The organism is Rhodococcus yunnanensis NBRC 103083 (genome assembly GCF_001895005.1).
In the GTDB taxonomy this organism is placed as follows: Bacteria; Actinomycetota; Actinomycetes; order Mycobacteriales; family Mycobacteriaceae; genus Rhodococcoides; species Rhodococcoides yunnanense.
Genome location: NZ_BCXH01000002.1, coordinates 180,182 through 206,593 on the forward strand (window position 1 = coordinate 180,182; position 26,412 = coordinate 206,593).

The following is a 26,412-nucleotide window of genomic DNA, read 5'->3' on the forward strand; positions in this document are numbered from 1 at the left end:
CCGGGAGGTGCGCCGTTACCGCAGTTCGCGAATCACCCTGTGGATCAACGCGAAGGCTGTGGATGAACAGGGTGATTCGGGCCGGAAGTCAGGACTGCGGACAGACTGCGACACCGACCGCGCCCGGACCGACATGGGCGCCGAGCACTGCCCCGAACGACGACAACTCGACGCCGGTGACCTGCGGAATTCGGTCGGTGAGCAGCGCCGCGAGTGTGGCCGCTCGCTCGGCGCTCTGCATATGGTGCACCGTCAGCGCAACCCCCGCATCGCCGGACACTGCGGCAACGGCGTCGACGAGCTTGCCCAACGCTTTCGTCGAGGTGCGCGCCTTCTGTTCGAGTACGAGTCTGCCGTCGCTGAGATGAAGTACCGGCTTCATCGCGAGCGCCGTGCCCAGCAGCGCTGCAGCCGCTCCGATACGACCCCCGCGGCGAAGGTGGTCGAGTCGGTCCACCACGATGAAACACTCGACCCTTCTCGATACCGATGCGGCGTCCTCGTAGACGGTGTCGAGGTCGGCGCCGGAGGCCGCGATGCGAGCGGCCGACAACGCGGCATAACCGATACCCATTCCGGCGGAGGCAGAGTCGACCACACGCACACGATCACCGACCTCGCTTGCGGCCTGTCGCGCCGCCTCCCATGTCGACGACAGTCCGCGCGAGATATGAACCGCGACGACGCCGGCCCCGTCACTGCGCTCGAGCGCATCTCGGTACAGCGCCTCGAGCTCCGCGGGCGACGCGCCTGCCGTCGTGACCGGGCCGTCGGCGGCGAAGTCTTCGGGAATCGGATCGACGCCCTCGCGCAGGTCGACGCCGTCGACGAACACGTGCAGTGGAGCGATCGCAATCTTCTCGCGCCGCGCTACATCGGCACCGAGGCATGCCGACGAATCGGTCACGACGGCAACCGTCATACGGCAGGCACCGTCGACGCAGCGCGAATCTCGACGAGCATCGCCTCGGCGACGGCGACGTGCGCATCCCAACCCCAGTGAATACCGTCGGGATTGGCGTTGTCCGAAAAGATGTTCGCCCGAACGGCATCGGCCAGATCGACGAGAGGCACGCCGGTTTCCGAGCTCCACCGACGCAGCGCCCTTTCGGCTGCAGGCCGACCGGAGTGAACTCGGCCGTATGCATCGCTGCGATGGACCGACGGGAGGGTGCCGATGATCGGCAGTTCGGGACGAACGTACGCCAGCGCCGCGCGCGACTGTTCGAGATAGTCGACGCTCAGCTTCGGTGGAAGCGCCACCGGCCAGCCCAGGTGCGCCAATCGTGGTTGCACCCACTGATATCCGGCTCGAACGACGCGCCGCAGTGCAGGCGGGCGAACATAACGGATCTGTTCCCGCAGCGCGGTGGGCAGCGGTGACGGAAGCGAATCCATTCCGCCGACGCCGAACACGACCGCCCCGGCTTTCGGGATGGCTGCCCACACTCTCGGATCCTGGGTGAGAGCCCACCACACGTCACGGCTGGTCCAACCGATACGGGCGACGATCTCGACCGTCCACCCCAGCTCGGCGGCGACGATGTTGGGCCAGATCCTGGGATCGTCGACAGGCAAACCGCCCTTGGGTCCGTAGTAGCAGAGCGAGTCGGCCAACACGAGCAACACCGGTGGTGTGCCTGGCACGGCGTTCGGTGGGGTGTAATCGTCAGAGGACGTCACTGGCCACTCTCGCCGACGCGTTCCACACATCGAGCCGCCACCCGAGCGCAGAGTCGTCACCGTGGCTGCTCAGTTGCACCCAGCTGGTGTTGGACAGGCCACCGAGCACCGGCCATCGATCCACCGGCAGATCGAGGAGCGCCGCCGTCAGTGCCGCGATCAACCCGCCGTGAGCCACGACGACAACGGGTTCGGCCGCTCCGTGTCGGCCCCACTCAGGCACGCCCGCAACGAGCTCGGAGACCACGGGAACACTGCGACGCGCCACGTCGAGACGGCTCTCACCGTCCGGCGGAGCCATCTCGGCGTCGGCTCGCCACGCGAGCCGCGCACCGGGCGAGAGGTCGTCGACGTCGAGATGCGTCAAACCTTGCCACTGCCCGAGGTGCGTCTCACGGAGCCGCTCGTCGAGCAGCACCGGCACACCGGTCGCATCGCTCAGGGCGGCAGCGGTGTCGGACGCACGCCGCAGATCGGAGGACACGATGCGCAACGGCGACCGCGTCGACAGTTCCGCGGCAGCGTTCTTGGCCTGCGTCCGGCCCAGTTCGGTCAGATCGGTGTCGAGCTGGCCCTGCATGCGATCGGTGGCGTTGTATTCGGTCTGACCGTGGCGCAGCAGAATCAACTGCCGCTTGGTCTCTGCAGTGGGGCTCACTGCTCCGGATCCGGGTCCGTACGCTCCCCCAGTCCGGGAACGTCGACAGTTGGGCAGTCCTTCCACAGACGCTCGAGAGCGTAGAAGTTTCGCTCGTCGTTGTGCTGGACATGAACGACGACATCGACGAAGTCGAGCAGAGCCCATCGGCCCTCGCGTGTGCCTTCCTTACGAACCGGTTTGAACCCGGCTTCGCGGAGCTTGTCCTCGATGTTCTCCACGATCGAGCTGACCTGACGCTCGTTGGGAGCGGACGCGATGACGAAGCAGTCCGTGATGACCAACTGCTCCGAGACATCGAGAACGACGACATCTGTCGCCAGTTTGTCGTCGGCTGCGAGCGCCGCGATTCGCGCGACGTTCACGGCCTCGTCTGTTGCAGTCACTTGGTGTTACTCCCACTGTTCGGGCTCGATTCCTCGGTCACTGCGCTGGTGACGGAATCAGCCTTTTTCTTCTGTGGCGCCGGTTCCGACATGGTGACGGAACCGTCGAGGCGCTGCGCGCCTCTGGGTCGATAGAGGTTTCTCTTCGAGATGTACTGCACGACGCCGTCGGGCACGAGATACCAGACGGGGCGATTCTCGCTGGCCCTGAGCCGGCATTCGGTCGACGAGATGGCCAGCGCCGGGATCTCGATCAGCGTCAATGCGTCCTGTGGCAGATCCTGCAGATGGTCTGCGAGATGTTCGACTCCCAGTTCGAAACCGGGGCGCGACACACCGACGAACTTCGCCAGATCGAACAGTTCCTCCCAGTTCTGCCAGGTCAGAATACTCTCCAGCGCGTCAGCCCCGGTAATGAAGTACAACTCCGCGGCAGGATGCTGCGCGGCGAGATCACGCAGTGTGTCCACCGTGTACGTCAACTTCTCACGATCGACGTCGACACGACTGACCGAGAACCGCGGATTGGACGCGGTGGCGATGACCGTCATCAGGTATCTGTCCTCGGCAGGACTGACCGGTCGCCCCTCCTTCTGCCACGGTGTGCCGGTGGGGACGAAGATCACCTCGTCCAGACCGAACGTGTTGGCAACCTCGCTGGCTGCGACAAGGTGGCCGTGGTGGATGGGATCGAAAGTACCGCCCATCACGCCGAGTCTGCGGACATGGGGACGCCGCGCAGACGTGTGATCGGCCTCGGGTGGTTGCTGCACGATTGACGAGCTTACTTCGGCGATCACACCGGCAGCAGACGCGCAACGATTTCGGAGAGCTGACTCGCAGATCGGCACTCGTACATGCTGATGACGTCGCGGTAGACGTTCGCCGCCGAGTCCCCCGAGCCCCACTGCCCTGTCGGCTCCGGATTGAGCCAGTACGCGTGCTTGGCCACCGAGACGGTACGCGCCAAGGCGGCCACCTTGGGATCGCGATAGTTGGTTCGTCCGTCCCCGAGTACCAGGACCGATGTTCGCGACGTCACCGACTGCGCGTATTTGTCGTCGAAGGTCTCGAACGCGTTGCCGTAGTCCGAGTGGCCGTCGTAGGTGATCAGATCCGACTCACGGATGATCCGGGACATCGCAGCACCCAGATCGGCTCCCGAGTCGAAGAATCGGGTCACCTCGTCGGTCGAGTCGATGAACGCGAAGATGCGTACCCGAGAGAACTGTTCGCGGAGTGCATGGACGAGCAGCAACGTGAAGTGGCTGAACCCGGCAACGGATCCTGACACGTCGCACATCACCACCAGTTCGGGACGTGCACGACGCGGCTTCCGCTGCACCAGATCGATCGGTACCCCGCCTGTGGACATCGACTTGCGCAGCGTGCGCCGCAGATCGATGGCGCCCGCTCTGCTTCGACTGCGGCGAGCGGCGAGTCTGCTGGCCAGCAAACGCGCGAGAGGGGTGACGCTGCGTCGCAACGCGACCATCTCGGTGTCGGACGCACGAAGGAAGTCGACGTCCTCGGCAAGCTTCGGCACCCCGTAACTTGCGACGCGTTCGCGTCCCAGCTGTTCGGCCGCGCGGCGCCGCGTCTCGTTCTCGACCATTTTCCTCAGGTCGGCGATGCGCTGCGCCGCGGTCCGTTTGGCCACCTCGTCCTCGTAGCTTCCGGACGACCGTGTCGATGCCGGGTCGGCGTTGCCGAGCAGCCCTTCGAGAATCCGGCTCAGCAACGTGTCCGGTGCGACGTCACGCAGCGCCTGGTACGCGGAGAAGGACGGACCGTTGGTGGACTTGTACTGGCCGAGCTCCTCGACCATCTGCGCCGCGAGCATCTCGGTCAGTTCGACGGCCTCGGGTCCGCCGTCCACCAGCAGCTCGGTGATGAGTTCACGCAGCGCCGTGAAGTCGATCGCCCCGTCCGCGGTGCGTGGCAGCGTGGTGTCGATCTTGCCGGAGTCGCGTTGCCCGGTCGCAGCGGGAAACCACAGGTCGAACAACGCGTCGAACGTCGCCCGATGGGTCGGCCGCCTGAGCAACGAGCAGGCGAGACCTTCACGGAGCGCCTCGCGGTCCATCAGGTCGAGCACCGAGACCACTCTGCCCGCGTCGACGGTTTCCGACGGACCGACCGCGATTCCACGTTTGCGCAACGCCTCGACGAATTCGACGAGGTGACCTTCGAGCCCGTGCCGGCTGTACATGTCAGTTCAGCCGAAGCTCGGCTGCCGCCTTGATCTGATCGGACTGATGCTTGAGAACGACGCCGAGCGTGGCACGGACCGCGTCGTCGTCGAGTGTGTCCATCCCCAACGCCAACAGCGTTCTTCCCCAGTCGATGGTCTCGGCGACCGACGGCACCTTCTTGAGCTGCATCGCACGCAGAACACGGACCGTACGCACCATCTGTTCGGAGATGGCCTCGGGCAGTTCCGGTACGCGGCTGGCGAGGATACGACGCTCGAGGTCGGCGTCGGGGAAGTCGAGATGCAGGAACAGGCACCGTCGTTTGAGGGCCTCGGACAACTCGCGGGTGGCGTTCGACGTCAACACCACGAACGGCTTGCGCGTGGCGGTGATGGTCCCGAGTTCCGGGATCGTGACCGCGAAATCGCTCAACACCTCGAGCAGCAGGCCTTCGATCTCGACGTCGGCCTTGTCGGTCTCGTCGATCAGCAGGACTGTCGGGTCCTCGCGACGAATAGCCTGCAGCAGCGGCCTGGCGAGGAGAAATTCCTCGGAGAACACATCGAGCTTGGTCGCATCCCAATCCGCGGGCGCGCCGGACGCCGACTGGATACGGAGAATTTGCTTGGCGTGATTCCACTCGTAGAGCGCTCGTGCTTCGTCGACACCTTCGTAGCACTGCAGACGGACCAGCTCCGCACCCGTCGTCTCGGCGACAGCGCGAGCCAGCTCGGTCTTTCCCACGCCGGCCGGACCCTCGATCAGAAGTGGCTTGCCGAGTCGATCGGCAAGAAACACCGACGTGGCAGTGGCCTTGTTCGCGAGATACCCGGTCTCGGCGAGCCGGTCGACGACGTCGTCGACGCTGCCGAACAACGGCGGGGATGTCGGAAGTGCTCGGTCCACGTCGGAACTCCTTTGATGGCGGGTCATGCCTGTCGGGTGTGTCCTTCGCCCCAGACGGTCCATTTGGTGGATGTCAGCTCGGGCAACCCCATCGGTCCGCGAGCGTGCAACTTCTGGGTGGAGATGCCGATCTCGGCACCGAAACCGAATTGTTCGCCATCGGTGAATGCAGTCGACGCATTGACCATGACGGCAGCCGCATCGACCCGCGTGGTGAACTCCCGCGCCGCGCGGAGGTCGGAAGTGACGATCGCCTCGGTGTGCCCTGTCCCGAACGCGTCGATGTGCGCAATTGCACCGTCGATTCCGTCGACGACCTTCAGCGCGACGTCGAGGGACAGGTACTCCTCGGACCAGTCCTTGTCGGTGGCAGGTACCAACCCGGGTAGGTCTCCGTGCACGACGACGCTGTGGCTCTGGAACGCCTGCAACAGCTGCGGGACGGCGGTCTCCGCGATCGCGGAATCGACGAGGATGGTCTCCGCTGCGTTGCACACGCTCACCCGTCGGGTCTTCGAGTTGATCACGATCCTCTCGGCCATCTCGAGGTCCGCCGCAGAGTGGATGTACACGTGGCAGTTTCCGACGCCCGTTTCGATGGTCGGCACCGTTGCGTCGCGGACCACCGCCGAGATGAGGCCTGCTCCCCCGCGCGGTATGACGACGTCGACTAGGCCTCTGGCTTGAATGAGATGCGTCACCGACGAACGGTCTGCGCTACCGAGCAGCTGCACCGCATCCACGGGGAGCCCGCTCGCTGCGAGCGAACCGCGGAGCGCGGTCACGAGCGCATCGTTGGACAGTGCGGCCGACGACGATCCACGCAGCAACGCAGCATTTCCGGACTTGAAGGCGAGACCGAACGCATCGACGGTGACGTTGGGCCGTGCCTCGTAAACCATTCCCACGACGCCGAGCGGCACACGCAGCTGACGAATCTCCAGGCCGTTCGGCAGCGTCGAACCGCGCACGACCTCACCGATCGGGTCCGGCAATCCGGCGACCTGACGCAACCCTGCGGCGATACCGTCGATGCGAGCGTCGGTCAGCCGCAACCGATCCAACAGTCCTTCGTCCGTACCCGCAGCGCGCGCGGCGTCGACGTCAGCGGTGTTGGCGGCAATGACCCGAGGTGCTGCGGCCAGAATGGCATCGGCCGCGGCGTGCAGTGCCGCGTCCTTCTCTGCCGTCGTCAGCAATGCAAGCGACCGGGAGGCAACGCGGGCACGCCGCGCCGCCGCGTGAACCTTCTCGCGCTCGTCGACGTCGCCGAGTGCCGCGGACTCCGATACGGATGCTGCAGTCATGGACTACACACTAGCCAGAACCGCCGACAGTCCGGCATTTCGACCGGTCGGGGAATGACCGCCTGCCACGATCGGTTACCGAGATGCGACATTCGACGACGAAGGAGCCCCCTTGAGTGCCTTGTTCACGCCTCTGACCCTCCGGGAAGTCACATTCCCGAACCGGGTCTGGATGGCTCCCATGTGCCAGTACTCCGCGGATTCCGAGGGAGATGGCGTCGGGGCGCCACACGATTGGCACCGGACGCATCTGGTCAGCCGTGCAATCGGCGGCGCAGGCCTGATCCTGACCGAAGCATCAGCGGTCAGTCCGGAAGGTCGAATCAGCCCGGCGGATCTCGGTATCTGGAACGACACCCAGACGGAGGCGTTCGCCGACATCGTCCGCGAGATCAAGTCGCACGGTTCCGTCGCGGGCATTCAGCTCGCGCACGCCGGACGTAAGGCCTCGACCACGGCGCCGTGGGTCGGCGGAACGTCCATACCGGCGGACGAGCCACTCGGGTGGGAGACCGTCGGGCCGAGCGCCATCGCATTCGGTGACCACGCGACACCGCGTGCTGCCACCGTCGAGGACATCGCCGCGATCGTCCGGGATTTCGCCGCCGCAGCCCAACGAGCCCTGCGCGCAGGTTTCGAGGTCGTGGAGATCCATGCCGCACACGGATACCTCGTCCATCAGTTCCTCTCCCCTGCCAGCAATCACCGCACCGACCAGTACGGAGGAGACTTCACCGGTCGTATCCGGATTCTCGTCGAGATCGTCGACGCCGTCCGGGCCGTGTGGCCTGAGGAACTGCCGCTGTTCGTCCGGGTATCGGGCACCGACTGGCTCGACGAGGACACCGCAGGCCTGGAAGCGGACAGTTGGACGTCGGATCAGACCGTCGCGCTGGTGCAGTTGCTCGCCGATCACGGAGTGGACCTGATCGACGTGTCCACCGGCGGCAATGTGCAGACGAGGATTCCCGTCGAACCCGGCTACCAGGTTCCGTTCGCCAAGCGCGTCCAGTCCGAGACCACCGTTCCCGCTGCGGCAGTCGGACTGATCACAGAGCCCAAACAGGCAGAGGACATCGTCTCCTCGGGTGAGGCGGAAGCCGTGCTGCTCGCACGCGAACTGCTGCGCGACCCGTACTGGCCTCGCCGCGCGGCCCGGGAATTGGGAGCCGAGATCACTCCGCCCGTCGCACCCCAGTACGCGCGCGCGTTCTGACCTGTTTCTGCCCCACCTGTCACCCACCCCTCACCTTCTGCGCAAATGCACGTGCGTTTGCGCAGCCGGGTGGGCAATCCCCACCGTCAACCCCCCGCCCCACGCAAATGCACGTGCATTTGCGTGGGGCGTGGGCGGCTCGGCCACGTTGGGCGCAAATGCACGTGCATTTGCGTGAGGTTCAGTGGCGCGGGAGTTCAGTGGCGCGGGAGTTCAGTGGCGCGGGGGTTCAGCTCGGGACGAATCCGAGCTTCTTGTCGACCACGTTGGTCAACTCCTCGTTCTCGGTGTACCGCTGAAGGTTGGTTACGAAGAGGTCGGAGAGCTCGCGGCGCCACCCGGCCGCGTCGCCGCTCATGTGTGGAGTGAGCACGAGGTTGGCCGCCGACCACACCGGGCTGTCCGATGGCACTGGTTCGGTGTCGAACACGTCCAGGGCCGCACCGGCCACATGACCCGACTCCAACCCCGCCAGCAGTGCGTCGGTATCGAGCAATTCGCCTCTGCCCACGTTGATGACTCGGACCCCCGGCTTGGCCGAGGAGAGCACTCGGCCGTCGACCAACCCGCGCGTGGCGTCGGTCAGCGGGGCGACGAGGATCAGATAGTCCGCCTCGTACACCACATCGGCGAGATCCGAACTGGCGTGGATCACTCCGAAATCCGGGTCTCCCGATCGGGCTGTACGGCCGACGCCGGACACCGTCGTTCCAACAGCCCGAAGCAGTCGCGCGATCTCACGACCGATGGCACCCGTCCCCACCACCATGGCATGAGCGCTGTCGATGCGCTCGGTCTCTCGGTGCTTCCACACTCGCTGCCGTTGCAACTCCGCCGATGTCGCGGAGTCCTTCGCGAACGCCAGGATCTGCGCGAGCACGAATTCCGCAATCGGCCGGTCGAAGATCCCGCGCGAGTTCGTCACGACGACATCGGATTCGACCAGGCCCTCGAACATCAGCGAATCGACTCCCGCAGCCGCGATGTGGATCCACTTCAACGAGTCGCACAGATCCCACACTCGCCGCACCGCAGGCGAGAAGAAGTCCCACAGCAGGAGCACGTCTGCGCCCGGTACCGCTTCCGCGAGGGTATCCGCAGTGGCATAACGAAATTCGGCCACGTCAGATAAGTCCTCCAACCCCTCGGGGAGGTGGTCGGCATGCAGAACGAGAACAACCGGGTTGCGTGCCACTAGCCCTTGTACCCCACCAGTTCGACGCCCTGAGCGGCGATTTCGGCATCGTTGTCGCCGGGACACTGCGTGCCTCGAAGCGATCGACCTGCGGTCTCGGGCATCAGCATGATCGGAACGAAAGCGATGGCTGCAGCAAGCATCATGTACCAACCGGGTATCAGGTTGGATCCGGTCTTGTCGATCAAGAAGGTCAGGATCAACGGAGCGGTGCCGCCGAACAACGACGTCGACACGTTGTACCCGATCGCGAACGCCCCGTACCGAACCTGCGTCGGGAACAGCGCCGGCAAAGTGGACGAGACGCACGAGCACATGATCACGAGCAGGATGCCGAGACCCAGCAGTCCGATGGTCTGACCCACGAGGCCGGTATTGATGATCAGGAGAAACAGCGGGACACTGAAGACGAAGTAGCCGACACATGCAGCCAGCAGCAACGGCTTTCGGCCGATTCGGTCCGACAGAGATCCGATGGGATTGATGATGGCCATCATGATGAGCATGATCACCACGAGGGTGAAGTTGGACTGAGTTGTGCTGTGGCCCAACGTATCACTGAGATAGGACGGCAGGAACGTGAGCACCGTGTAGTAGGCGATGTTGAGCAGTAGTACGAAGCCCATGAGAATCAGGATTCGCTGCCAGTAGGTCAACGTCGTCTTCAGCGATGCAACCGCCCCGCCCGATGCGCCTTCCTCGACCGTTTCGCCTTCTGCCTTCGCCTCGGCGAACACCGGCGAGTCCTCCAGCCTGGTCCGCAACCACAGCGCAACGATGCCCAAGGGAAGCGTCAGCAGGAACGGAATCCGCCAGCCCCATGCCTCCATCGTGTCGTCGCCCAGACCGAGATTCAACAGCGTACACAGGGTGGCACCGGCGACAGTTCCTGCCAACGTGCCGAATTCGAGGAACGATCCGAAGAAGCCTCGACGCTTGTCCGGGGCATACTCCGCCATGAAGACCGCTGCGCCGCCGTATTCACCGCCGGTGGAGAATCCCTGCACCAGCCGGCAGACCAGCAACAGAATCGGCGCCATGATGCCGATCGTGTCGAACGTCGGCAGGATTCCGATGGCGGCTGTCGCCAACGACATCATCGTGACGGTGAGTACCAGGACCTTCTGACGACCGATGCGGTCGCCGAGCGGGCCGAGAACGATCCCGCCGATCGGACGGATGATGAACGACGCTGCGAGAACGGCGAATGTCGACAGCAGGCTTGCGCCTCCGTCCTCGGACGGAAAGAAATTGGCAGCGATGTAGACCGCCAGGTAGCCGTACACGGCGTAGTCGAACCACTCGACTGCGTTTCCGAGTGCCGAACCGCCGATCGCGCGATGCAGGATCTTGGTTTCCTGCGCGCTGAGTTCCTTCGTTTCGGGCGCATAACCCGTGGTCGAACTGTCCGAACTACTTCTGGACCCACTTGTGGACCCCGTGCCTGATGACTCTGTCACGGTCCAATACCTCTCGCTTTGTCTACTTGCGTGGAGCGTCGGGTTGGTACTTCGCAGCGTTTCACACTACGGACGCGAGCATCGGAGTTTTCGCTCGACCCCTAACTTTTTGTCATAACTCCAGGTCGCGCAAGGATTCTGGAAGCAAGGAGTGCGTACGCCCTTGCGCTGTCGCACAATTGCTGGACCGACACGGACTCGTCGGGCTGGTGAGCCTCCGTTTCTATTTGTCCCGGTCCCAGCACGACAACGGGTATACCCATGTCTCTGGCGACGAAACCACCGTCGCACGAGGCAGTCCACACATCGGTGCCGCGAAAGCCCGTCGCATCGGTCACCGCCGTCACTGCAGCGTCGACTATCGGCGAATCCATACTGGTCGAGAAGCCGGGCATCTCCATCGCCACGGACACCGACACACCGATTCCCTCCGTGACGATTCCTGCCGAAACGATGTCCTCGTGTAGTCGTTTCGCGATATCACGCGCATTTTCGCCGGGTAGCAACCTCCGGTCCGCGGTGATCGTGCATCGATCCGCCACCATCGATGTTCCGGTGCCGCCGACGATGGTTCCCACGTTCCAGGTCGCAGGACCGAGAATCGGGTGCGCGCCGGACTGCAGGCTCGCGGCCATCGAATCGATGAGAACGACGATGCGTGCCGCAGCCGACACTGCGTTGCGGCCGTTGCGCGGTTGCCCAGCGTGTGCCGATCGACCGGTCACGGCGATCTCGAGATTGGCGGCGCCTCGGCATCCGGTGATGGTCACGAGATCGGTGGGCTCGGCCACTACGCACTGCACGTAGGAGCGCGTGGCGGGTGCCGAAACGAACGCTCTGATGCCGAGACCGGTGTCCTCTTCGTCGACCAGACACGCCAACGAGACCGGCGCGGATCCAACTGCGCCGCAACTCTTCAGCGCTGCCATGGCAACGACGACCGCCGCGAGCCCACCCTTCATGTCGCACGCACCGCGCCCGTAGAGTCTGCCGCCGCTCGTCGTCGCGACGAACGGATCCGTACTCCATCCGCCTCCCGCTGGGACGACGTCCGAGTGACCGATGAACAGAACTCCGGGATCTTCCGCTCCTCCCACGGACACAATGATATTCGGTCTACCGGCCGCGACTTCCTCGATGTCTACCTCGAATCCGAGGACACCGCAGTGCTCGGCGAGCACGGCCACCACGGATTCCTCGGTGCCTCCTGGGTTCTCGCCTCCGGCACCGATGAGACGTGCAGCCAGTTCGACGATCTCATCGGTGTCGATCGCGTCGAGCAACCGCTGTTCGAGATCGATCACCGGCTCGGATCGATCGCGAGCATCGCGGACGCTCGATCCACCGCGGAAGCAAGGCGTTTCACGCCTTCGTCGATCCGCTCGGGCGTCGAGGATGCGAAACACAACCGCAGGGAATCGTGGAACTTTCCGCCGACGGACAATGCGGGCCCCGGGATGTACGCGACGCCCTCGGCGAGCGCCACCTCGAAAAGATCCTGCGTCGACACCGCAGCGGCGGTACCCCGCAATGTCGCCCAGAGAAAGAAGCCGCCCTCGGGATCGGTTGTGGCGATTCGATCTCCGAAGTACTTGTCGAGACTTCGCTGCATCGCGATCTTCCGCGGGCGGTACACCGTGGCCAACGACTGCAGATGCGAGGCGAGGTGGCCACGCCTGATGAACTCGGCGATCATTCGTTGCGCCGGAAGATTGGTACAGGTGTCCATCGCCTGCTTGGCGTTGATCAACAACTGCCGCGCCTCGGGCGCGGCGTCGACCCACCCGACCCGCAGCCCCGGTGCGATCATCTTGGAGAACGTGCGGACCGAGAACACCAGCGGGTCACCGGGACTGAGCGAGGTGAAACTCGGTATGTGTTCACCTTCGAAGCGGAGCAGGCCGTACGGGTCGTCGTCCAGAATTACTGCGCCCCAGCGGTGCGCGAGTTCGAGAAGCAGGGTTCGGCGCGCGAGAGACATCGTCGTGCCGGAGGGATTCTGAAAGTTCGGGATCACATAGATCATCTTGGGCAGGCGCCCGGCCTGCTCGACCAATTCCGGTAGCGCCTCGACGACGAGTCCGTGTTCATCCATCGGAGCCTCGAGTACAACGCCCCCGTAGCTCAGTACGGTCGCGGTTCCGTTGGTGTACGTGGGGCTTTCGACTATGACGAGATCACCTGGATCCACGAACAATTTGCAGGCGAGGTCGAGACCCTGCATTCCGCCGGAAGTGATGACGAGCCGGTCGGCGGAGGTGGGCTCACCGACGCTCTCGAGGTAGCCCTCCAGTGCAGCGAGCAGGCCGGGGTCACCTTCTGTTGCTGCGTAGTCCATCGCGTCGGTCGTCATGACCGCGGATGCGATGTCCGAGAACGCCGCGGCAGGAACGGTTTCCGCGGCCGGCGAACCCATGGCGAACCGGACGATGTCGTGCGTCTGCGCAGCGAGCAGCGATGTCGACGAATCGATCACCGAACCGACCAGCTTGTCGGTGCGCAGTGCCCAAGGAATGACAGGAGGGGAGCCTGCGGAACGACCCAGGGGGTCAGGAGGGGAGCCTGCGGAACGACCCAGGGGGTCAGGAGGGGAGCCTGCGGAACGACCGTGTGTGGTGGCGACCATGTCTCACTCCTTCGTCAGTAGTTGTCGGGGGTAGTCGGTGAATGTCTCCACGCCGCTGTCGGTCACGCGAACGGCCTCGGACACCTCGTATCCGTAGTCGTCCATCCACATTCCGCCGATGATGTGGAAGGTCATGTTCTCGGCCAGCACGGTGTCGTCGTCGGTCCTGATGCTCACCGTCCGTTCGCCCCAGTCCGGGGCGTACGCGATTCCGATCGAGTATCCGATTCGAGAGGGCTTGTGCAAGCCGTGTTTCGCCAGTCCGACGTCGAAGATCTGGGCGAGTTCGGTGGTGGTGACGCCGGGGCGGACCGCGTCGAGCACGCCGTTCAGTGCCTCGGTGGTCGATTGCGCCAGGTAGTCGAGTCGGCGACTCGGTGTCCCGAGCACGATGGTCCGCGCCATGGGGACGTGGTACCGACGGAACACACCCGCCAATTCGACGACGGTGGTCTCCCCCGCGATGAACACCTGATCGGACCAAGTGAGGTGTGGTGTGTCGGCACCTGCGCCGGTCGGCAGCATCGGCACGATCGCGGGGTGGTCGCCGCCGAAATCCTCGGTCCCTCTGACCTGGGCGTTCATGATCGCCGCGGCAGCGTCGCACTGGCGACCACCGACGACGACGGCCTCGAACGCCGCAGCCATGGCCGAGTCGCACACCCGCGCGGCCCCTCGCATCAGATCGATCTCGGCGGGTGACTTGACCACACGCACCCAGTTGATCAGCTCGTACGAGTCGGTGAAATCGTACTCCGGCAGCGACTTGACGAGGGCTTCGAATGCCTTGGGACTGAAGTAGTACGAATCCATCTCGAGCCCCACCTGGCCGTGCGAGAAGTTGTTGACCTCGCCCAGTTCACGAAGCTTCTGCGCAACCCACACGAAGGGATGTGTGTCCTTGCGTTGCACGAATGTCTCGGGATAGCCGAACGTCTGCTCCTGTGGCAGCCAGGAGGTCCTGAATGCTCCGTTGGCATCCATTTCTCGCGCGAAGAAGTACAGGTCGCCCTCGATCGGCACGTACAGCATCTGCGGCGTGTAGAACGACAGGGCGTTGTACCCGAGGAGGTAGTAGAGATTCGACGGGTCGGTCACGATGAGTGCCGTCAGGTTCTGCGCGGCCATTCGTGCCCGTACCGCGGCGAGCCGCGTGGAGTACTCGTTGTCGGTGAACGTGATGGGCGTGCTGTTGGGCAGGTCGACGTATTCGGCAAGACCCGGTGCGTGATTCGGCCCGACCGCGCTGGTGATGTCGGCGGTGAGCGCGACGTTCTCGTTCACTGGTACCCCCTCTCGAGGCATCGCGGGAGGCACCTGACCAGCCCGTGTGCGTTTTGCAGATTGTTGACAATCAGGCTAAACGCAGGAAGGCAGTTGCCGCAAGGAATCTCGTGTTACTTCTTCGTTGCGTATGTGCTTCGCACGGATGCGAAGCAACCCTCACGACGGCGCGGCGAGAACGGCGTCGTCTGCTTCGTTCCGCATCGCCTGCGTCAGATCGTGGACCGCGGTGTCCATGTGCTCGTGGACACCGGCCTCGAGCGCGGACCAATCGGAGCCCAGGAGCAGATCCACCAGCAACCGATGCTCCTCGACCAACGCCTCGGGGCGGTAGTACGCAGTTTCCAGGTTCGCCATGCAGATACGAGCCTCAGCAGCAAGCGTGGCGTACATCCGCGACATCCGGCTGTTCGACGTCGCAGCGACCATGGCGGTATGGAAGGCGAGATCGCGTTCGGCGAGCCCGAGCCAGTCGGCCCGGTCGATGAACGGTTGCATCTGATCGACGATCGCCGACAGCTCCGCCGCAGTCGCGGTCAACACCGCCGAATCACCGTGGACGAGCGTCCATGCCGCGCCGACCTCTATGGCCGCGCGCGACTGGTATATCTCGGCGACGTCGCCGACGCTCAGTTCCACCACGAAGACCCCACGATTGCGGTAACTGACCAGCAATCCCTCCTGGTTGAGCCGCTGCAGTGCCTCGCGAACCGGTCCTCGTGAGATCTCCAGCTCGGCAGCGACATTCGCCTCGTTGATCTGCTCGCCCGGCGCGTAGGAACCGTCGATGATGCGGTCGCGAATCTGATCCGCGATCACCATCGATGTGTTTCTCGCATTGATCGGCGTCAGTCTTCGGGAACCAGCCATTGTTCTTCCTCCTGCTACGACCGGGCGACGTGCTACGACCGGGGAACTGCGAAGTATTTGTATTCGAGGAACTCGTCGATGCCAACTTTTCCGCCCTCACGGCCAAGACCGGACTGCTTGACACCTCCGAACGGCGCAGCCGGGTTGGACACCAGACCGGTGTTGAGCCCGACCATGCCGACCTCCAACCGCTCCCCCATCCGCAGCGCACGATCGATGTCCTGGGTGAACACGTATCCCACCAGACCCCACTCGGTGTCGTTGGCCAGTGCGATCACCTCGTCCTCGGTGTCGAACGGGATCACCGCGGCCACCGGTCCGAAGATCTCGGTGGACATCAGATCGGACGCCGGATCGACGCCGTCGAGTACCGTTGGCGGATAGAAGTATCCGGGCCCCGGCGCCTCGGTACCACCCACCACCGCGCGGGCACCCCTGAGCAGCGCGTCGTCGACGAGTCGCTGCACCTTGGCGCGCCCTTCCCCGTCGATGAGCGGACCTACTTCCACTCCGTCGCCGTCACCGGCACCGACCTTCAGCGATCCCATTCGCGCTGCGAGCCTATCGGCGAACTCATCCGCCACACTGCGATGTACGAAGAATCGGTTGGCCGCCGTGCATGCCTCACCCATGTTGCGCATCTTGGCGACCATCGCACCGTCGACCGCGCGATCGACGTCGGCGTCCTCGGCAACGATGAACGGAGCATTCCCACCCAGTTCCATCGACGTCCGCATGACCGTCGGTGCAGCCTGCGCGAGCAGAATCTTGCCGACCTCGGTCGATCCGGTGAAGCTGATCTTGCGCGCCGAGCCGCTCGCCATCCACGAGCCGACGACCTCGGCGGCGTTCGTGGTGGGAACGACGTTGACGACGCCATCCGGTACTCCTGCTTCGACGAGAATGTCGGCCAGAGCGAGCGCGGTGAGCGGAGTCTGCTCGGCCGGCTTGAAGACGACGGTGCATCCCGCAGCCAACGCCGGCCCGATCTTGCGTGTGCCCATGGCGAGCGGAAAATTCCACGGCGTCACCAGGATGCAGGGGCCGACAGGAGCGCGGGTGACGATGATCCGATTCTTGCCATCGCCGGTGAGGGTGTGATCGCCCGAGATCCGCACGGCCTCTTCGGAGAACCACCGGAAGAACTCGGCACCGTATGCGACTTCACCGCGCGCATCGGCCAGCGGCTTACCCATTTCCGCGGTGATGATCGAGGCGAGCTCCTCGGTGCGCTCGATGATCAACTCGAAAGCGCGTCGCAGGATCACACTGCGCTCACGAGGGGCGGTCTGTGCCCACGAGTCCTGTGCCGACGCCGCTGCGGCCATCGCGGCCCGCGCATCGGCGACGTCGCCGTCCTCGACCGTGGCGATGACCTCGCCGGTGGCCGGATCGAGCACGTCGAACGTCTTCCCACTGTTCGATGCGCGCCACGCGCCGCCGATGAAGAGTCCTGTCGGTGTGTCGAGACCGGTACGAGTCAATGATGTCGTCACGAGTGTTCATCCCTCCTGTGTGGTCGTGGATCGAGAATGTGCGCCAGATGCGTCGACGCACCGGAGCTGTGATCGCCGGTCAGCTGACGCACCTGCATGTGGCAGCTGAAGCCGTCGGTGAGAATCCGGCGATCGGAACCTGCGCGTCGAATCGCCGGAGCGAGTGCCTGTTCCGCGACCTTCATGCTCATCTCGTAATGTTCGGGCTCGAATCCGAAATTACCTGCGACACCGCAACATCCGGTCGCCTCGTCGACAGACGAGATCCCCACCGCGGACAGCGCCTTGCGTTGGGTCGCCTCGCCGAAGACGGCATACTCGTGGCAGTGCGTCTGGACTGTCACCGCATCCGGGACGGTGGCCGACGGCGTCCAGCCGGTAGCAGCCTGATCGACGACGGCTCCTGCGAAGGACTGCACTCTCGCAGCGACCCGCCGCGCCGCATCGGTGTTCACCAACTCCGGCAGATCTTTACGCAGTGCTGCAGCGCAACTCGGCTCGGTGACGACGATCGGCCGGTCGCTACCGTCGTCGAGTGCAGCAGCGGTCCGGGCGAGTTGTTTCCTCGCCGCGGTGAGTTGTCCGGTCGAGATCCACGTGAGTCCACAGCAGAGGTCGGTACGACATTCGGTCGTCCGGTCGGCGTCCTCGAATACCCGAACCGCTGCCCCGACGACCTCGGGCCGGAAGCCCTTGGTGAACGAGTCCACGAACAGCACGACATCACCGCCGGGAACGGATCCCGCTGTCTGAGCGCGCAACTCCTTCCGTGCTGCGAATCTCGGAAGCGCGCGCTCGGTCGTCAGACCACCCAGCTTCGCGGCGAGTTTCCCGGTCCGGGGCGTCAGCATCCGATCGAGCACGGGCGCCAGCAGCGAGGTGACCTTCAGCCAGCGGGGCAACCACCCGAGTGAGTAGTGCGCGAGCGGACGACGCTTCCCGGCGTAGTGATGATCGAGAAACTCGGACTTGTAGGTGGCCATGTCGACCCCGACCGGGCAATCGGACGAACAGGCCTTGCACGACAGACAGAGATCGAGCGATTCCTTCACGTCCTCCGACGCCCATCCCGCTGCCACCGTCGCCGAGCTACGCACCATCTCCTGCAGCACACGAGCGCGGCCACGCGTCGAATCTTTCTCGTCGCCGGTGGCTCGGAAGCTCGGGCACATGACTCCGCCCGACGACGATCGGCAGCGCCCGACTCCGACGCATGCCTGGGTCGCGTGGACGAAAGGATCGAGTGCGGTGGCCGTGCCGATCTGGTGGAGTTCGAACGTCGTCTTCCACTCACGGTCCGGAACACCGTGCAGCGCAAGATCCTTCATCATCGGAGCTGGATCGGTGATGCTTCCCGGATTGAGCAGTCCCGCAGGATCCCAGATTCCTTTGAACCGAGCGAACGCGTCGAGCATCACTGCCGAATACATCACCGGGAGCAGTTCGGATCTCGCCCTACCGTCGCCGTGTTCACCGGACAGCGAGCCGCCGTGCCGGACGACCAGGGCTGCCGCGTCATGCAGGAATGCCTGCATGATCCGGCGGCCGCTCTCGCTCCGCTGATCGAACGTGATGCGTACGTGCATGCACCCGGCACCGAAGTGGCCGTACATGACACCGGTGAGCGCATGCGCAGCGAGTAGATCACGAAACTCGGCCAGATACGCTGCCAGATTCTCGGGTGCAACTGCCGAATCCTCCCACCCCGGCCAGGATTCGCCGCCTCCCGCCAGACGAGCCGACAGCCCGGCTCCGTCCTCGCGGACTCGCCACAGGGACTTCCTCTCGGACGGATCGGCGACGACCCGGCCGTCTTTCAATCGACCCCGTTCCTTCAATCGCGCGAGAAGTCGTTCGGCTCTGACGGCGACCTCTTCGGGATCGTCGCCGTCGAGATCGACATACAGCCACGCATTTCCCGCCGGCAGCCCGCGCACGGAATCCGCGCCGCGGCGGAACTGCATCGTCTCGACGATCTTCTCGTCGATCCCCTCGATCGCGGCGGGCGAGAACTCCAGGATCGTCATGACGTCCTCGGCTGCTTCGACGACGTCGGAATACCCGAGACTCAGCAACAGCGCAGCCGACGGAACCGGAACGAGAGCGACGGTCGCAGCCACCACGACTGCGCAGGTCCCCTCACTGCCGACAAGAGCACGTGCGACGTCGAACCCGTTCTCCGGCAACAACGTCGACAGATGAAAACCCGAGACCTGTCGCGGGATCCGCCCCAGCTCCAGCCGGAACTCCGCAAGATTGTGTGCGACGAGCCGTTCCAGTTCGGCGGTGATCCGTGCCGCAGCAGCTACTGCGTCCGCGTCGGCGGCATTCACCGCGTGCAATCCGGAACGGGTTGCACGCAGCAGCATTCCGTCCGCGGTCACCACATCCAACGCGATCGTGTGATCGGCGGTCCGCCCGTAACGAACCGAGTGATTACCACATGCGTCGTTACCCACCGCTCCGCCGACCGTCGCACGCGATTTGCTCGACGGATCGGGCGCATACGTCAGTGCGCCGTCGGTGGCTGCCGCGACCGCGGACGCGAGTTCCGAGATGACGATGCCCGGTTCGACCACCGCCGATTCGGCATCCCGATCGACGGAGATCACACGGTTCATGTACCGCGAGAAGTCGAGAACGACGCCGTTGCCGATCGCGTTGCCCGCCATGGACGTCCCGCCGCCCCTGCTCACGACCGGGGTGCCGTGAGCAGCGCAGACACGGACGACACGGCACACTTCTTCGGCGCTGCGCGGAAACACCACAGCCACAGGCGGAACACGGTAGTTCGATGCGTCGTAGGAGTATTCCGCGAGCCTCCTGGCCCCGAAATCGACCTCGATTCCGGCACCCCGCAATGCGCCGAGGACGGACTCATCGCTGTCGACGAGCGTCACAGCGCCCGCTTCAATGTCCGCGCGATCGCGTCGAGGCCCTGGGCGACCTCGTCGTCGGTCACCACCAACGCAGGAATGACACGTACGACGTTGCCGAGGGCGCCACAGGTGAGCAACAGCAGCCCCTCGGAAATCGCGGTCTGCTGAACGCGAGTCGCCGCGGCCGCGTCGGGCTTGCCGTTGTAGTCGACGAATTCGAGCGCTTGCATGAGTCCGAGCCCGCGAGCATCACCGATTCCGGAGTACTGCCCCTTCAGCTCCACCAATCCGTCGAGCAGAACTGCACCCTGCTTGGCTGCGTTCTCCACGAGACCCTCGTCGCGGACCACGTCCAGGGTCGCGACGGCTGCTGCTGCCGCCACTGCATTTCCGCCGTATGTTCCGCCCTGGGATCCGGGCCATGCCTTGGACATCATCTCGGTCGACGCCGCGATGGCCGAGATCGGGAATCCCGACGCGAGCCCTTTGGCGGTGATGACGATGTCCGGCTTCGCGGTGGAATGCTCATGGCCCCAGAACTTTCCGGTTCGTCCGACGCCTGCCTGAACTTCGTCGATGATCAGCACGATGTCGTGCTCATCGGCTCGCTGGCGTAGCCCCTCGAGGAATGCCGGCGGTGTCGGCAGGTATCCGCCGTCGCCGAGAACCGGTTCGATGATGAAGGCTGCCGTGTCGGCGGGGCTGGAAATGGTCGCCAGCAGATAATCCAGCTCCTGCAACGCGAATGCCACGGCGGTATCTTCGTCCCAGCCGTATCGGAAGGCGTAGGGGAACGGCGCGATGTGCACACCGCCCATGATGGGCGAGAAGCCGGAGCGGAATTTGGTACCGGCAGTGGTCAGCGATGCCGCCGCGACGGTACGTCCGTGGAATCCACCGTGGAAGGCAATGATGTTCGGACGGCCGGTTGCCATGCGTGCCAGTCGAATCGAGGCCTCGACGGCCTCGGATCCGGAGTTGGCGTAGAACACACTGTCGAGTCCGGCAGGAAGGAAATCGCCGAGTTTGTCGGTCAGTTCGAGGAGCGGTGTGTGCATGACGGTCGTGTACTGGGCGTGGATGATCTTGCCGACCTGCTCGCGGGCCGCCTCGACCACGCGGGGATGGCAATGTCCGGTACTGGTGACACCGATGCCCGTCGTGAAGTCCAGGTAGCGATTCCCATCGGTCCCGTAAATCCAACTGCCGACCGCGTGGTCGACGACAACCGGAGTGGCTTGCTTGAGTGCAGGGCTGAGGTGAGTGCGGGTCGGCGCTGTCATGAGCTCATCGTCGTACAGCGTTTGCAGATTGTCAACAATCTGCAAATACTGAAACTCGCATAGGGTCAGGGTCATGGGATCGACGCGCGTCACTGTTCTGGGCAGCATCAACATGGATCTGACGGCACTGACCGACCGGCTGCCTGTACCCGGCGAGACAGTCGTCGGCTCGTCGTTCGTCACCACGCAGGGCGGCAAGGGCGCGAATCAGGCGATCGCCGCCGTGCGGTCCGGGTCGGTCACCGTGTTCCTCGGTGCAGTGGGTGACGACGCCTTCGCGACCGAACTCGTCGACACCCTGGTCGACGCTTCCGTTGATGTGACGTCGCTGCGTCGAACAGAAGGGCCGAGCGGAGTCGCCGTCATCACCGTCGATGCGCGCGGCGAGAATTCGATCGTCGTCGTGGCAGGCGCGAACGGCGCTGTCACCGATCCAACCGACAAGGAACTCGACGCGATTGCCTGCGCCGATATTCTGCTGTGCCAGTTGGAGATTCCGATCGCGACCGTCGTGACCGGTGCGCAGCACGCCAGAGCCAACGGCACGCTCGTGGTGCTCAACCCGTCTCCAGTGCAGGAACTCCCCGATGCCCTCGTCGAGGCGGTCGACATCCTGGTCGTCAACGAGGCCGAGGCCGCGTCGCTCGGAGCCCAGGTACTGGCACGGATAGAACACGTGATCACAACACGCGGCGCGGACGGTGCACGATATGTCGGTCCCACCTCGAGCTTCGACGCCCCGGCACCGAGTGTGCACGCAATCGACACCACCGGCGCCGGGGACGCGTTCACCGGGGCGCTGGCGGCGGAGTGGCACCGCGGGCCCGAGCATGCCGTCCGATGGGCATGCGCAGCAGGCGCGTTCGCCGCTACTCGGCGCGGCGCGGGTGCGTCGTCGGGTACGCGCGAGCAGATCGATACGGTGAACCGATGACGCTCTCCCCTCGCGTGCCGGATCTGGCTGCACTCGACGTGATGGTGTCGGTCGCCCGCCTGGGGAGCATGAGCGCCGCCGGTCGCGAACACGGACTGAGCCAGCAAGCGGTCAGCGCGCGTATCCGAGCCGCTGAGCGCGACATCGGACTTCGCGTCTTCCATCGCACGAGCAGCGGTGTCGGCCTCACCCCCGAGGGGGTCCCGGTCCTGGAATGGGCGGAGAGCGTGCTGACCGCAGCCGAAACCTTCGCAACCGGTGTCCGCTCCCTGCTGCGGGAAGAGAGCGCGCAACTCACGGTCGCTGCCAGTATGACCGTCGCCGAGCACCTCGTACCGGGCTGGATGGTGCGGATGGCCTCGCGTTTTCCCGGAGTCGCCGCGCAGATGAGACTGATGAACTCGACCGAGGTGACGCAACATGTCCTCGACGGCCGTGCGGACCTCGGCTTCGTGGAGGGACCGAATGTTCCACCGGGACTGGGAGTGCGGGTGGTGGCCACCGACGAACTGCTTGTCGTGGTCGCCCCCGATCATCGGTGGGCACGGAGTGCCTCGGTGACGGTCGACGAGTTGTCCGCGACTCCCCTCGTTCAGCGAGAGCCCGGTTCGGGAACCCGCACCACGTACGAGAACACCGTGCGTCCGACGGCACCGCCGCTGCTCGAACTGAACTCGGTGACCGCCATCAAATCGGCGGTGGCCACGGCCGATGCACCCACTGTTCTGTCCTCACTCGCCGTTGCCGCGGACATCCGCGACGGCAGGCTCGTGCGTATCGACGTCGAGAACCTGACGATGCCGCGCCAACTCCGAGCCGTCTGGAACCCCGAGACCCCGATGCGAGGGCCGCGTCGGGACTTCCTCGACATCGCCGCAGGCGGGTAGCGCGTCAGGCCGCAGGCGGGTAGCGCGTCAGATCGCGCCTGCAAGCGCGAACCCGGCAGCACATGCCCCGATCGAGAGCACCACCGTGCTCACCGCGTTCGACAGGGCTGCGACATGCTTGCCGGTCTGGATCAGTCGCACGGTCTCGAAGCTGGCCGTACTGAACGTCGTGTATCCACCGCAGAGCCCGGTTCCGACGACGGTCTGCAGGTCGGCGGATCCGCCGTCGAACAGCACGAGACCGGCGAGGAATCCGAGAAGCAGCGACCCCGAGATGTTGATTCCCACGGTCGCCCATGGGAACGAGGACGTGCGAAGCTTCGATTTGACGTAGGAATCCACCGCGAACCGCGCAACCGCGCCGAATGCACCGGCGAGAGCAAGCGCGAGCACGATCACTGCTCTCTCCCTCTCGCCGACGCCGAACCCGCTGCGATCCCCGCCCACGCCGCGAGAGCGCCGAGTATCACCGTCGCGACGGCGTACACCGCTGCAATGGAGAGGTGTCCGTCGTGCGCCAGTACGACGGTCTCGAGTGCGAATGTGCTGTACGTGGTGAACGCTCCGCAGAATCCGGTACCGGCCAACAGACGGATGCGTCGACGCGCACCGACGTCGGCACCCCTGCGCGCGAGGTTCGCGAGCAGAAGCCCGAGCACGAATGCGCCGGACAGGTTGATCGCGAACGTAGCGATGGGCCACTGCGGGCTCCGATGCGGAATCGCGGTTTCGATGCCGTACCGAGCGAGTGTGCCGAGGACCCCGCCGACGAAAACCGTCAGAAGCGGCACCGGCTGCAAGTGCAGCGGACGTGCGACGGAGCCGACAGACGCCGCATCGTCGGTGTCGGGATCGTCGGTGTCGGGATCGAGCGGCAGTTCCGCGTGCGAATCACAGTGCGTGGAATCGCCTGGACCATCGGCTTGCCTCGGCGTCATGACACCTCCTCATCGAACAGCAACACTAATCGCCGACGCGCGAGCTTCCTGTCGGACGCGTGCGGCACGATGGTGCGATGACCGCTTCCAGCGACACGTCGACCACCGAACTGCGCACCGACGCCGAGCGGCTGCTCCGCGAGCTCGCCGGTCCGGACGCACGCCTACGCGAGGATCAGTGGATCGCGATCGAAGCGCTGGTGGTGCACCGCCGCCGCGCGCTGGTGGTGCAGCGCACCGGCTGGGGCAAGTCCGCGGTCTACTTCATCGCCGCGAAACTGCTGCGCCAGCAGGGACTGGGTCCTACGGTCATCGTCTCGCCCCTCCTGGCTCTGATGCGCAACCAGGTCGCGTCGGCCGAGCGTGCCGGTGTACGCGCCGCCACGATCAACTCCGGCAACATGACCGAATGGGAGGACGTCCACGCCGACGTCGCCGCGGGCAATCTCGATGTTCTCCTGGTCAGTCCCGAGCGGCTGAACAACCCCGATTTCCGCGACCAGGTGCTGCCGTCGCTCGCGGGTGACGCCGGACTGGTTGTGGTCGACGAAGCCCACTGCGTATCCGATTGGGGCCATGATTTCCGCCCCGACTACCGGCGCATCCGAACGTTGATATCCGAACTGCGCGAGGGCATTCCAGTCCTCGCGACCACCGCGACCGCCAACGACAGGGTGGTCGCCGATGTCGCTGCTCAGCTGGGAGTGGGCGGCGGAGACACGCTGGTACTCCGCGGCGGACTGGAGCGAGAGTCGCTGCACCTGTCGGTGGTACAGATCGAGAACACCACCGAGCGGGCAGCATGGTTGGCCTCTCATCTCGCCGAACTGCCGGGGTCGGGGATCATCTACACACTGACCGTCTCGGCTGCGCGCGACCTCGCGAGCCTGTTGTCCGATCAGGGCCTCGCCGTAGCGGCCTACACCGGCCAGACCGATACGACCGAGCGCGAGGCACTGGAGACGGATCTGCTGAACAACGAGGTCAAGGCCCTCGTGGCCACCTCCGCGCTCGGCATGGGCTTCGACAAACCCGACCTCGGTTTTGTCGTCCACATGGGAGCTCCGTCCTCCCCGATCTCCTACTACCAGCAAGTGGGCCGCGCGGGGCGTGCCACCGAACGTGCCGAGGTGGTCCTACTGCCCGGGCACGAGGACAAGCAGATCTGGAGCTACTTCGCTTCCGTCGCGTTTCCTCGCGAACATGTGGTCAGGCAGGTGATCGACACTCTGGATCGGGTCAAGCCGCAATCCACGCCGGCACTGGAGCCGCTCGTCGACCTCAACCGGAGTCGTCTCGAGATGGTCCTGAAGGTGCTCGACGTCGATGGCGCCGTTCAGCGAGTCCGAGGCGGCTGGATCGCAACCGGGGAGCCCTGGATCTACGACTCGGCGCGCTACGAACGTCTGGAGCAGGCGAGAGACGCGGAACAGCAAGCCATGATCGACTACCAGCGCACCGATGGATGCCGTATGGAGTTCCTCCGTCGTCAACTCGACGACCCCGGTCTCGGTGACACCGCAGACAAGTGCGGACGCTGCGACAATTGCACAGGCAGGACTTACTCATCGGCGGTGTCCGCGGATGCCGTCGAGTCGGCCCGCGCCAGGTTGGACCGGCCAGGTCTCGATCTACCGCCACGCAAGCAGTGGCCGAGTGGAATGAAGAAGCTCGGCGTATCACTGTCCGGCAAGATCACCGATGGGCCGCAACCCGGCCGTGTACTGGGACGACTCACCGACCTCGGCTGGGGAAGCCGGTTGCGCCAGGTCCTCGACGGTCCCGACGGGCCTGCTCCGGCTGCCCTGGTCGAAGGCTGCATCAAGGTACTCGCGTCCTGGGACTGGGCCACCAGACCGACCTCTGTGCTGGCTCTTGATTCGGACAGCCACCCCGAACTGGTCCGATCGGTGGCGGGTGAGCTGGCTCGTATCGGCAAGCTCACCGACCTGGGCGTACTACACCATCGTCCCGAGCATCCACCCGTGTCCGCTGCCAACTCGGCCTTCCGTGTCGCAAGGCTCGTCGACTCGTGGGAAATACCCGATCTGACCGGCACGGACGGTCCAGTTCTGTTGGTCGACCTCGTGACCGACACCGGGTGGACGTTCACCTGCGCATCGGTCGCCCTACGCCGAGCAGGGGCGGATGCCGTTCTGCCCTTCGCCCTGGCTACACCGAAGTAGGTCGAGGCTCTGGCGACACCGAA

Annotated in this window: 23 protein-coding genes; 4 read left to right on the forward strand and 19 right to left on the reverse strand. The window is 64.8% G+C overall.

Annotation, left to right across the window (positions count from 1 at the left end):
- Positions 1-88: 88 nt before the first annotated feature.
- The 8 genes from RY1_RS05180 to RY1_RS05215 are packed head-to-tail and all read right to left on the reverse strand — an operon-like array spanning position 89 to position 7,135.
- Complete coding sequence (locus RY1_RS05180; protein ID WP_072802474.1) at positions 89-922, reverse strand: DegV family protein; 834 nt, start codon at positions 920-922, stop codon at positions 89-91.
- The gene (gene octT, locus RY1_RS05185) at positions 919-1,683 is read right to left on the reverse strand and encodes a diglucosylglycerate octanoyltransferase (protein WP_072802475.1); all 765 of its coding nucleotides are present in this window, start codon (positions 1,681-1,683) and stop codon (positions 919-921) included. The genes RY1_RS05180 and octT overlap by 4 nt, the downstream gene beginning before the upstream one ends.
- A complete protein-coding gene (locus RY1_RS05190) occupies positions 1,670-2,341 on the reverse strand; it encodes a histidine phosphatase family protein (protein ID WP_072802476.1) in 672 nt (223 codons plus the stop codon). Before RY1_RS05190 ends, octT begins: the two co-directional genes overlap by 14 nt.
- The gene (gene rsfS, locus RY1_RS05195; RefSeq protein WP_072802477.1) at positions 2,338-2,727 is read right to left on the reverse strand and encodes a ribosome silencing factor; all 390 of its coding nucleotides are present in this window, start codon (positions 2,725-2,727) and stop codon (positions 2,338-2,340) included. Before rsfS ends, RY1_RS05190 begins: the two co-directional genes overlap by 4 nt.
- Entirely contained in the window at positions 2,724-3,500 is a 777-nt protein-coding gene (nadD, locus tag RY1_RS05200) for a nicotinate-nucleotide adenylyltransferase (protein ID WP_281249950.1), read from the reverse strand. The genes rsfS and nadD overlap by 4 nt, the downstream gene beginning before the upstream one ends.
- 23 nt (positions 3,501-3,523) lie before the next feature.
- Positions 3,524-4,939, reverse strand: a complete 1,416-nt coding sequence (locus RY1_RS05205) for a vWA domain-containing protein (protein WP_072802478.1) — start codon at positions 4,937-4,939, stop codon at positions 3,524-3,526.
- 1 nt (position 4,940) lies between these two features.
- Positions 4,941-5,828, reverse strand: a complete 888-nt coding sequence (locus RY1_RS05210; protein ID WP_072802479.1) for an AAA family ATPase — start codon at positions 5,826-5,828, stop codon at positions 4,941-4,943.
- 23 nt (positions 5,829-5,851) lie between these two features.
- Entirely contained in the window at positions 5,852-7,135 is a 1,284-nt protein-coding gene (locus RY1_RS05215; RefSeq protein WP_072802480.1) for a glutamate-5-semialdehyde dehydrogenase, read from the reverse strand.
- 112 nt (positions 7,136-7,247) lie between these two features.
- On the opposite strand from RY1_RS05215, the gene RY1_RS05220 reads away from it, so the two are divergent.
- Entirely contained in the window at positions 7,248-8,351 is a 1,104-nt protein-coding gene (locus tag RY1_RS05220) for an NADH:flavin oxidoreductase/NADH oxidase (RefSeq protein WP_072802481.1), read from the forward strand.
- Positions 8,352-8,580: 229 nt separating this feature from the next.
- Here the strand turns inward: RY1_RS05220 and RY1_RS05225 are convergent, their stop codons facing one another.
- The 9 genes from RY1_RS05225 to RY1_RS05265 form a co-directional block, all read right to left on the reverse strand.
- The gene (locus RY1_RS05225) at positions 8,581-9,546 is read right to left on the reverse strand and encodes a D-2-hydroxyacid dehydrogenase (RefSeq protein WP_072802482.1); all 966 of its coding nucleotides are present in this window, start codon (positions 9,544-9,546) and stop codon (positions 8,581-8,583) included.
- Positions 9,546-11,006, reverse strand: a complete 1,461-nt coding sequence (locus tag RY1_RS30450; protein ID WP_245819494.1) for an MFS transporter — start codon at positions 11,004-11,006, stop codon at positions 9,546-9,548. Before RY1_RS30450 ends, RY1_RS05225 begins: the two co-directional genes overlap by 1 nt.
- A gap of 101 nt (positions 11,007-11,107) precedes the next feature.
- Positions 11,108-12,310: a M20 family metallopeptidase gene (locus tag RY1_RS05235; RefSeq protein WP_072802483.1), complete on the reverse strand. Its 1,203-nt coding sequence runs from the start codon at positions 12,308-12,310 to the stop codon at positions 11,108-11,110.
- Entirely contained in the window at positions 12,307-13,632 is a 1,326-nt protein-coding gene (locus RY1_RS05240) for an aminotransferase-like domain-containing protein (protein ID WP_084727189.1), read from the reverse strand. Before RY1_RS05240 ends, RY1_RS05235 begins: the two co-directional genes overlap by 4 nt.
- 3 nt (positions 13,633-13,635) lie before the next feature.
- Positions 13,636-14,832, reverse strand: a complete 1,197-nt coding sequence (locus RY1_RS05245; RefSeq protein WP_281249955.1) for a M24 family metallopeptidase — start codon at positions 14,830-14,832, stop codon at positions 13,636-13,638.
- A gap of 243 nt (positions 14,833-15,075) precedes the next feature.
- Positions 15,076-15,786: a GntR family transcriptional regulator gene (locus RY1_RS05250; RefSeq protein ID WP_245819495.1), complete on the reverse strand. Its 711-nt coding sequence runs from the start codon at positions 15,784-15,786 to the stop codon at positions 15,076-15,078.
- A 32-nt stretch (positions 15,787-15,818) separates the two neighbouring features.
- A complete protein-coding gene (locus RY1_RS05255; RefSeq protein ID WP_072802484.1) occupies positions 15,819-17,282 on the reverse strand; it encodes an NAD-dependent succinate-semialdehyde dehydrogenase in 1,464 nt (487 codons plus the stop codon).
- A complete protein-coding gene (locus RY1_RS05260) occupies positions 17,279-20,182 on the reverse strand; it encodes an FAD-binding and (Fe-S)-binding domain-containing protein (RefSeq protein ID WP_072802485.1) in 2,904 nt (967 codons plus the stop codon). Before RY1_RS05260 ends, RY1_RS05255 begins: the two co-directional genes overlap by 4 nt.
- The gene (locus tag RY1_RS05265) at positions 20,179-21,444 is read right to left on the reverse strand and encodes an aspartate aminotransferase family protein (protein WP_072802682.1); all 1,266 of its coding nucleotides are present in this window, start codon (positions 21,442-21,444) and stop codon (positions 20,179-20,181) included. Before RY1_RS05265 ends, RY1_RS05260 begins: the two co-directional genes overlap by 4 nt.
- A gap of 73 nt (positions 21,445-21,517) precedes the next feature.
- On the opposite strand from RY1_RS05265, the gene RY1_RS05270 reads away from it, so the two are divergent.
- Both RY1_RS05270 and RY1_RS05275 read left to right on the forward strand, forming a co-directional pair.
- Positions 21,518-22,378, forward strand: a complete 861-nt coding sequence (locus RY1_RS05270) for a ribokinase (protein WP_072802486.1) — start codon at positions 21,518-21,520, stop codon at positions 22,376-22,378.
- Complete coding sequence (locus tag RY1_RS05275; protein WP_072802487.1) at positions 22,375-23,265, forward strand: LysR family transcriptional regulator; 891 nt, start codon at positions 22,375-22,377, stop codon at positions 23,263-23,265. Before RY1_RS05270 ends, RY1_RS05275 begins: the two co-directional genes overlap by 4 nt.
- Before the next feature lie 27 nt (positions 23,266-23,292).
- On the opposite strand, the gene crcB (RY1_RS05280) is transcribed toward RY1_RS05275, so the two are convergent.
- On the reverse strand, positions 23,293-23,664 hold the full coding sequence (gene crcB, locus RY1_RS05280) for a fluoride efflux transporter CrcB (protein ID WP_072802488.1): 372 nt from the start codon (positions 23,662-23,664) through the stop codon (positions 23,293-23,295).
- A complete protein-coding gene (gene crcB, locus RY1_RS05285; protein WP_084727191.1) occupies positions 23,661-24,203 on the reverse strand; it encodes a fluoride efflux transporter CrcB in 543 nt (180 codons plus the stop codon). The genes crcB (RY1_RS05280) and crcB (RY1_RS05285) overlap by 4 nt, the downstream gene beginning before the upstream one ends.
- A gap of 77 nt (positions 24,204-24,280) precedes the next feature.
- Here crcB (RY1_RS05285) and RY1_RS05290 point away from each other — a divergent pair, with 77 nt between their 5' ends.
- The gene (locus RY1_RS05290) at positions 24,281-26,389 is read left to right on the forward strand and encodes a RecQ family ATP-dependent DNA helicase (protein ID WP_072802684.1); all 2,109 of its coding nucleotides are present in this window, start codon (positions 24,281-24,283) and stop codon (positions 26,387-26,389) included.
- The last annotated feature ends 23 nt before the right edge of the window (positions 26,390-26,412 follow it).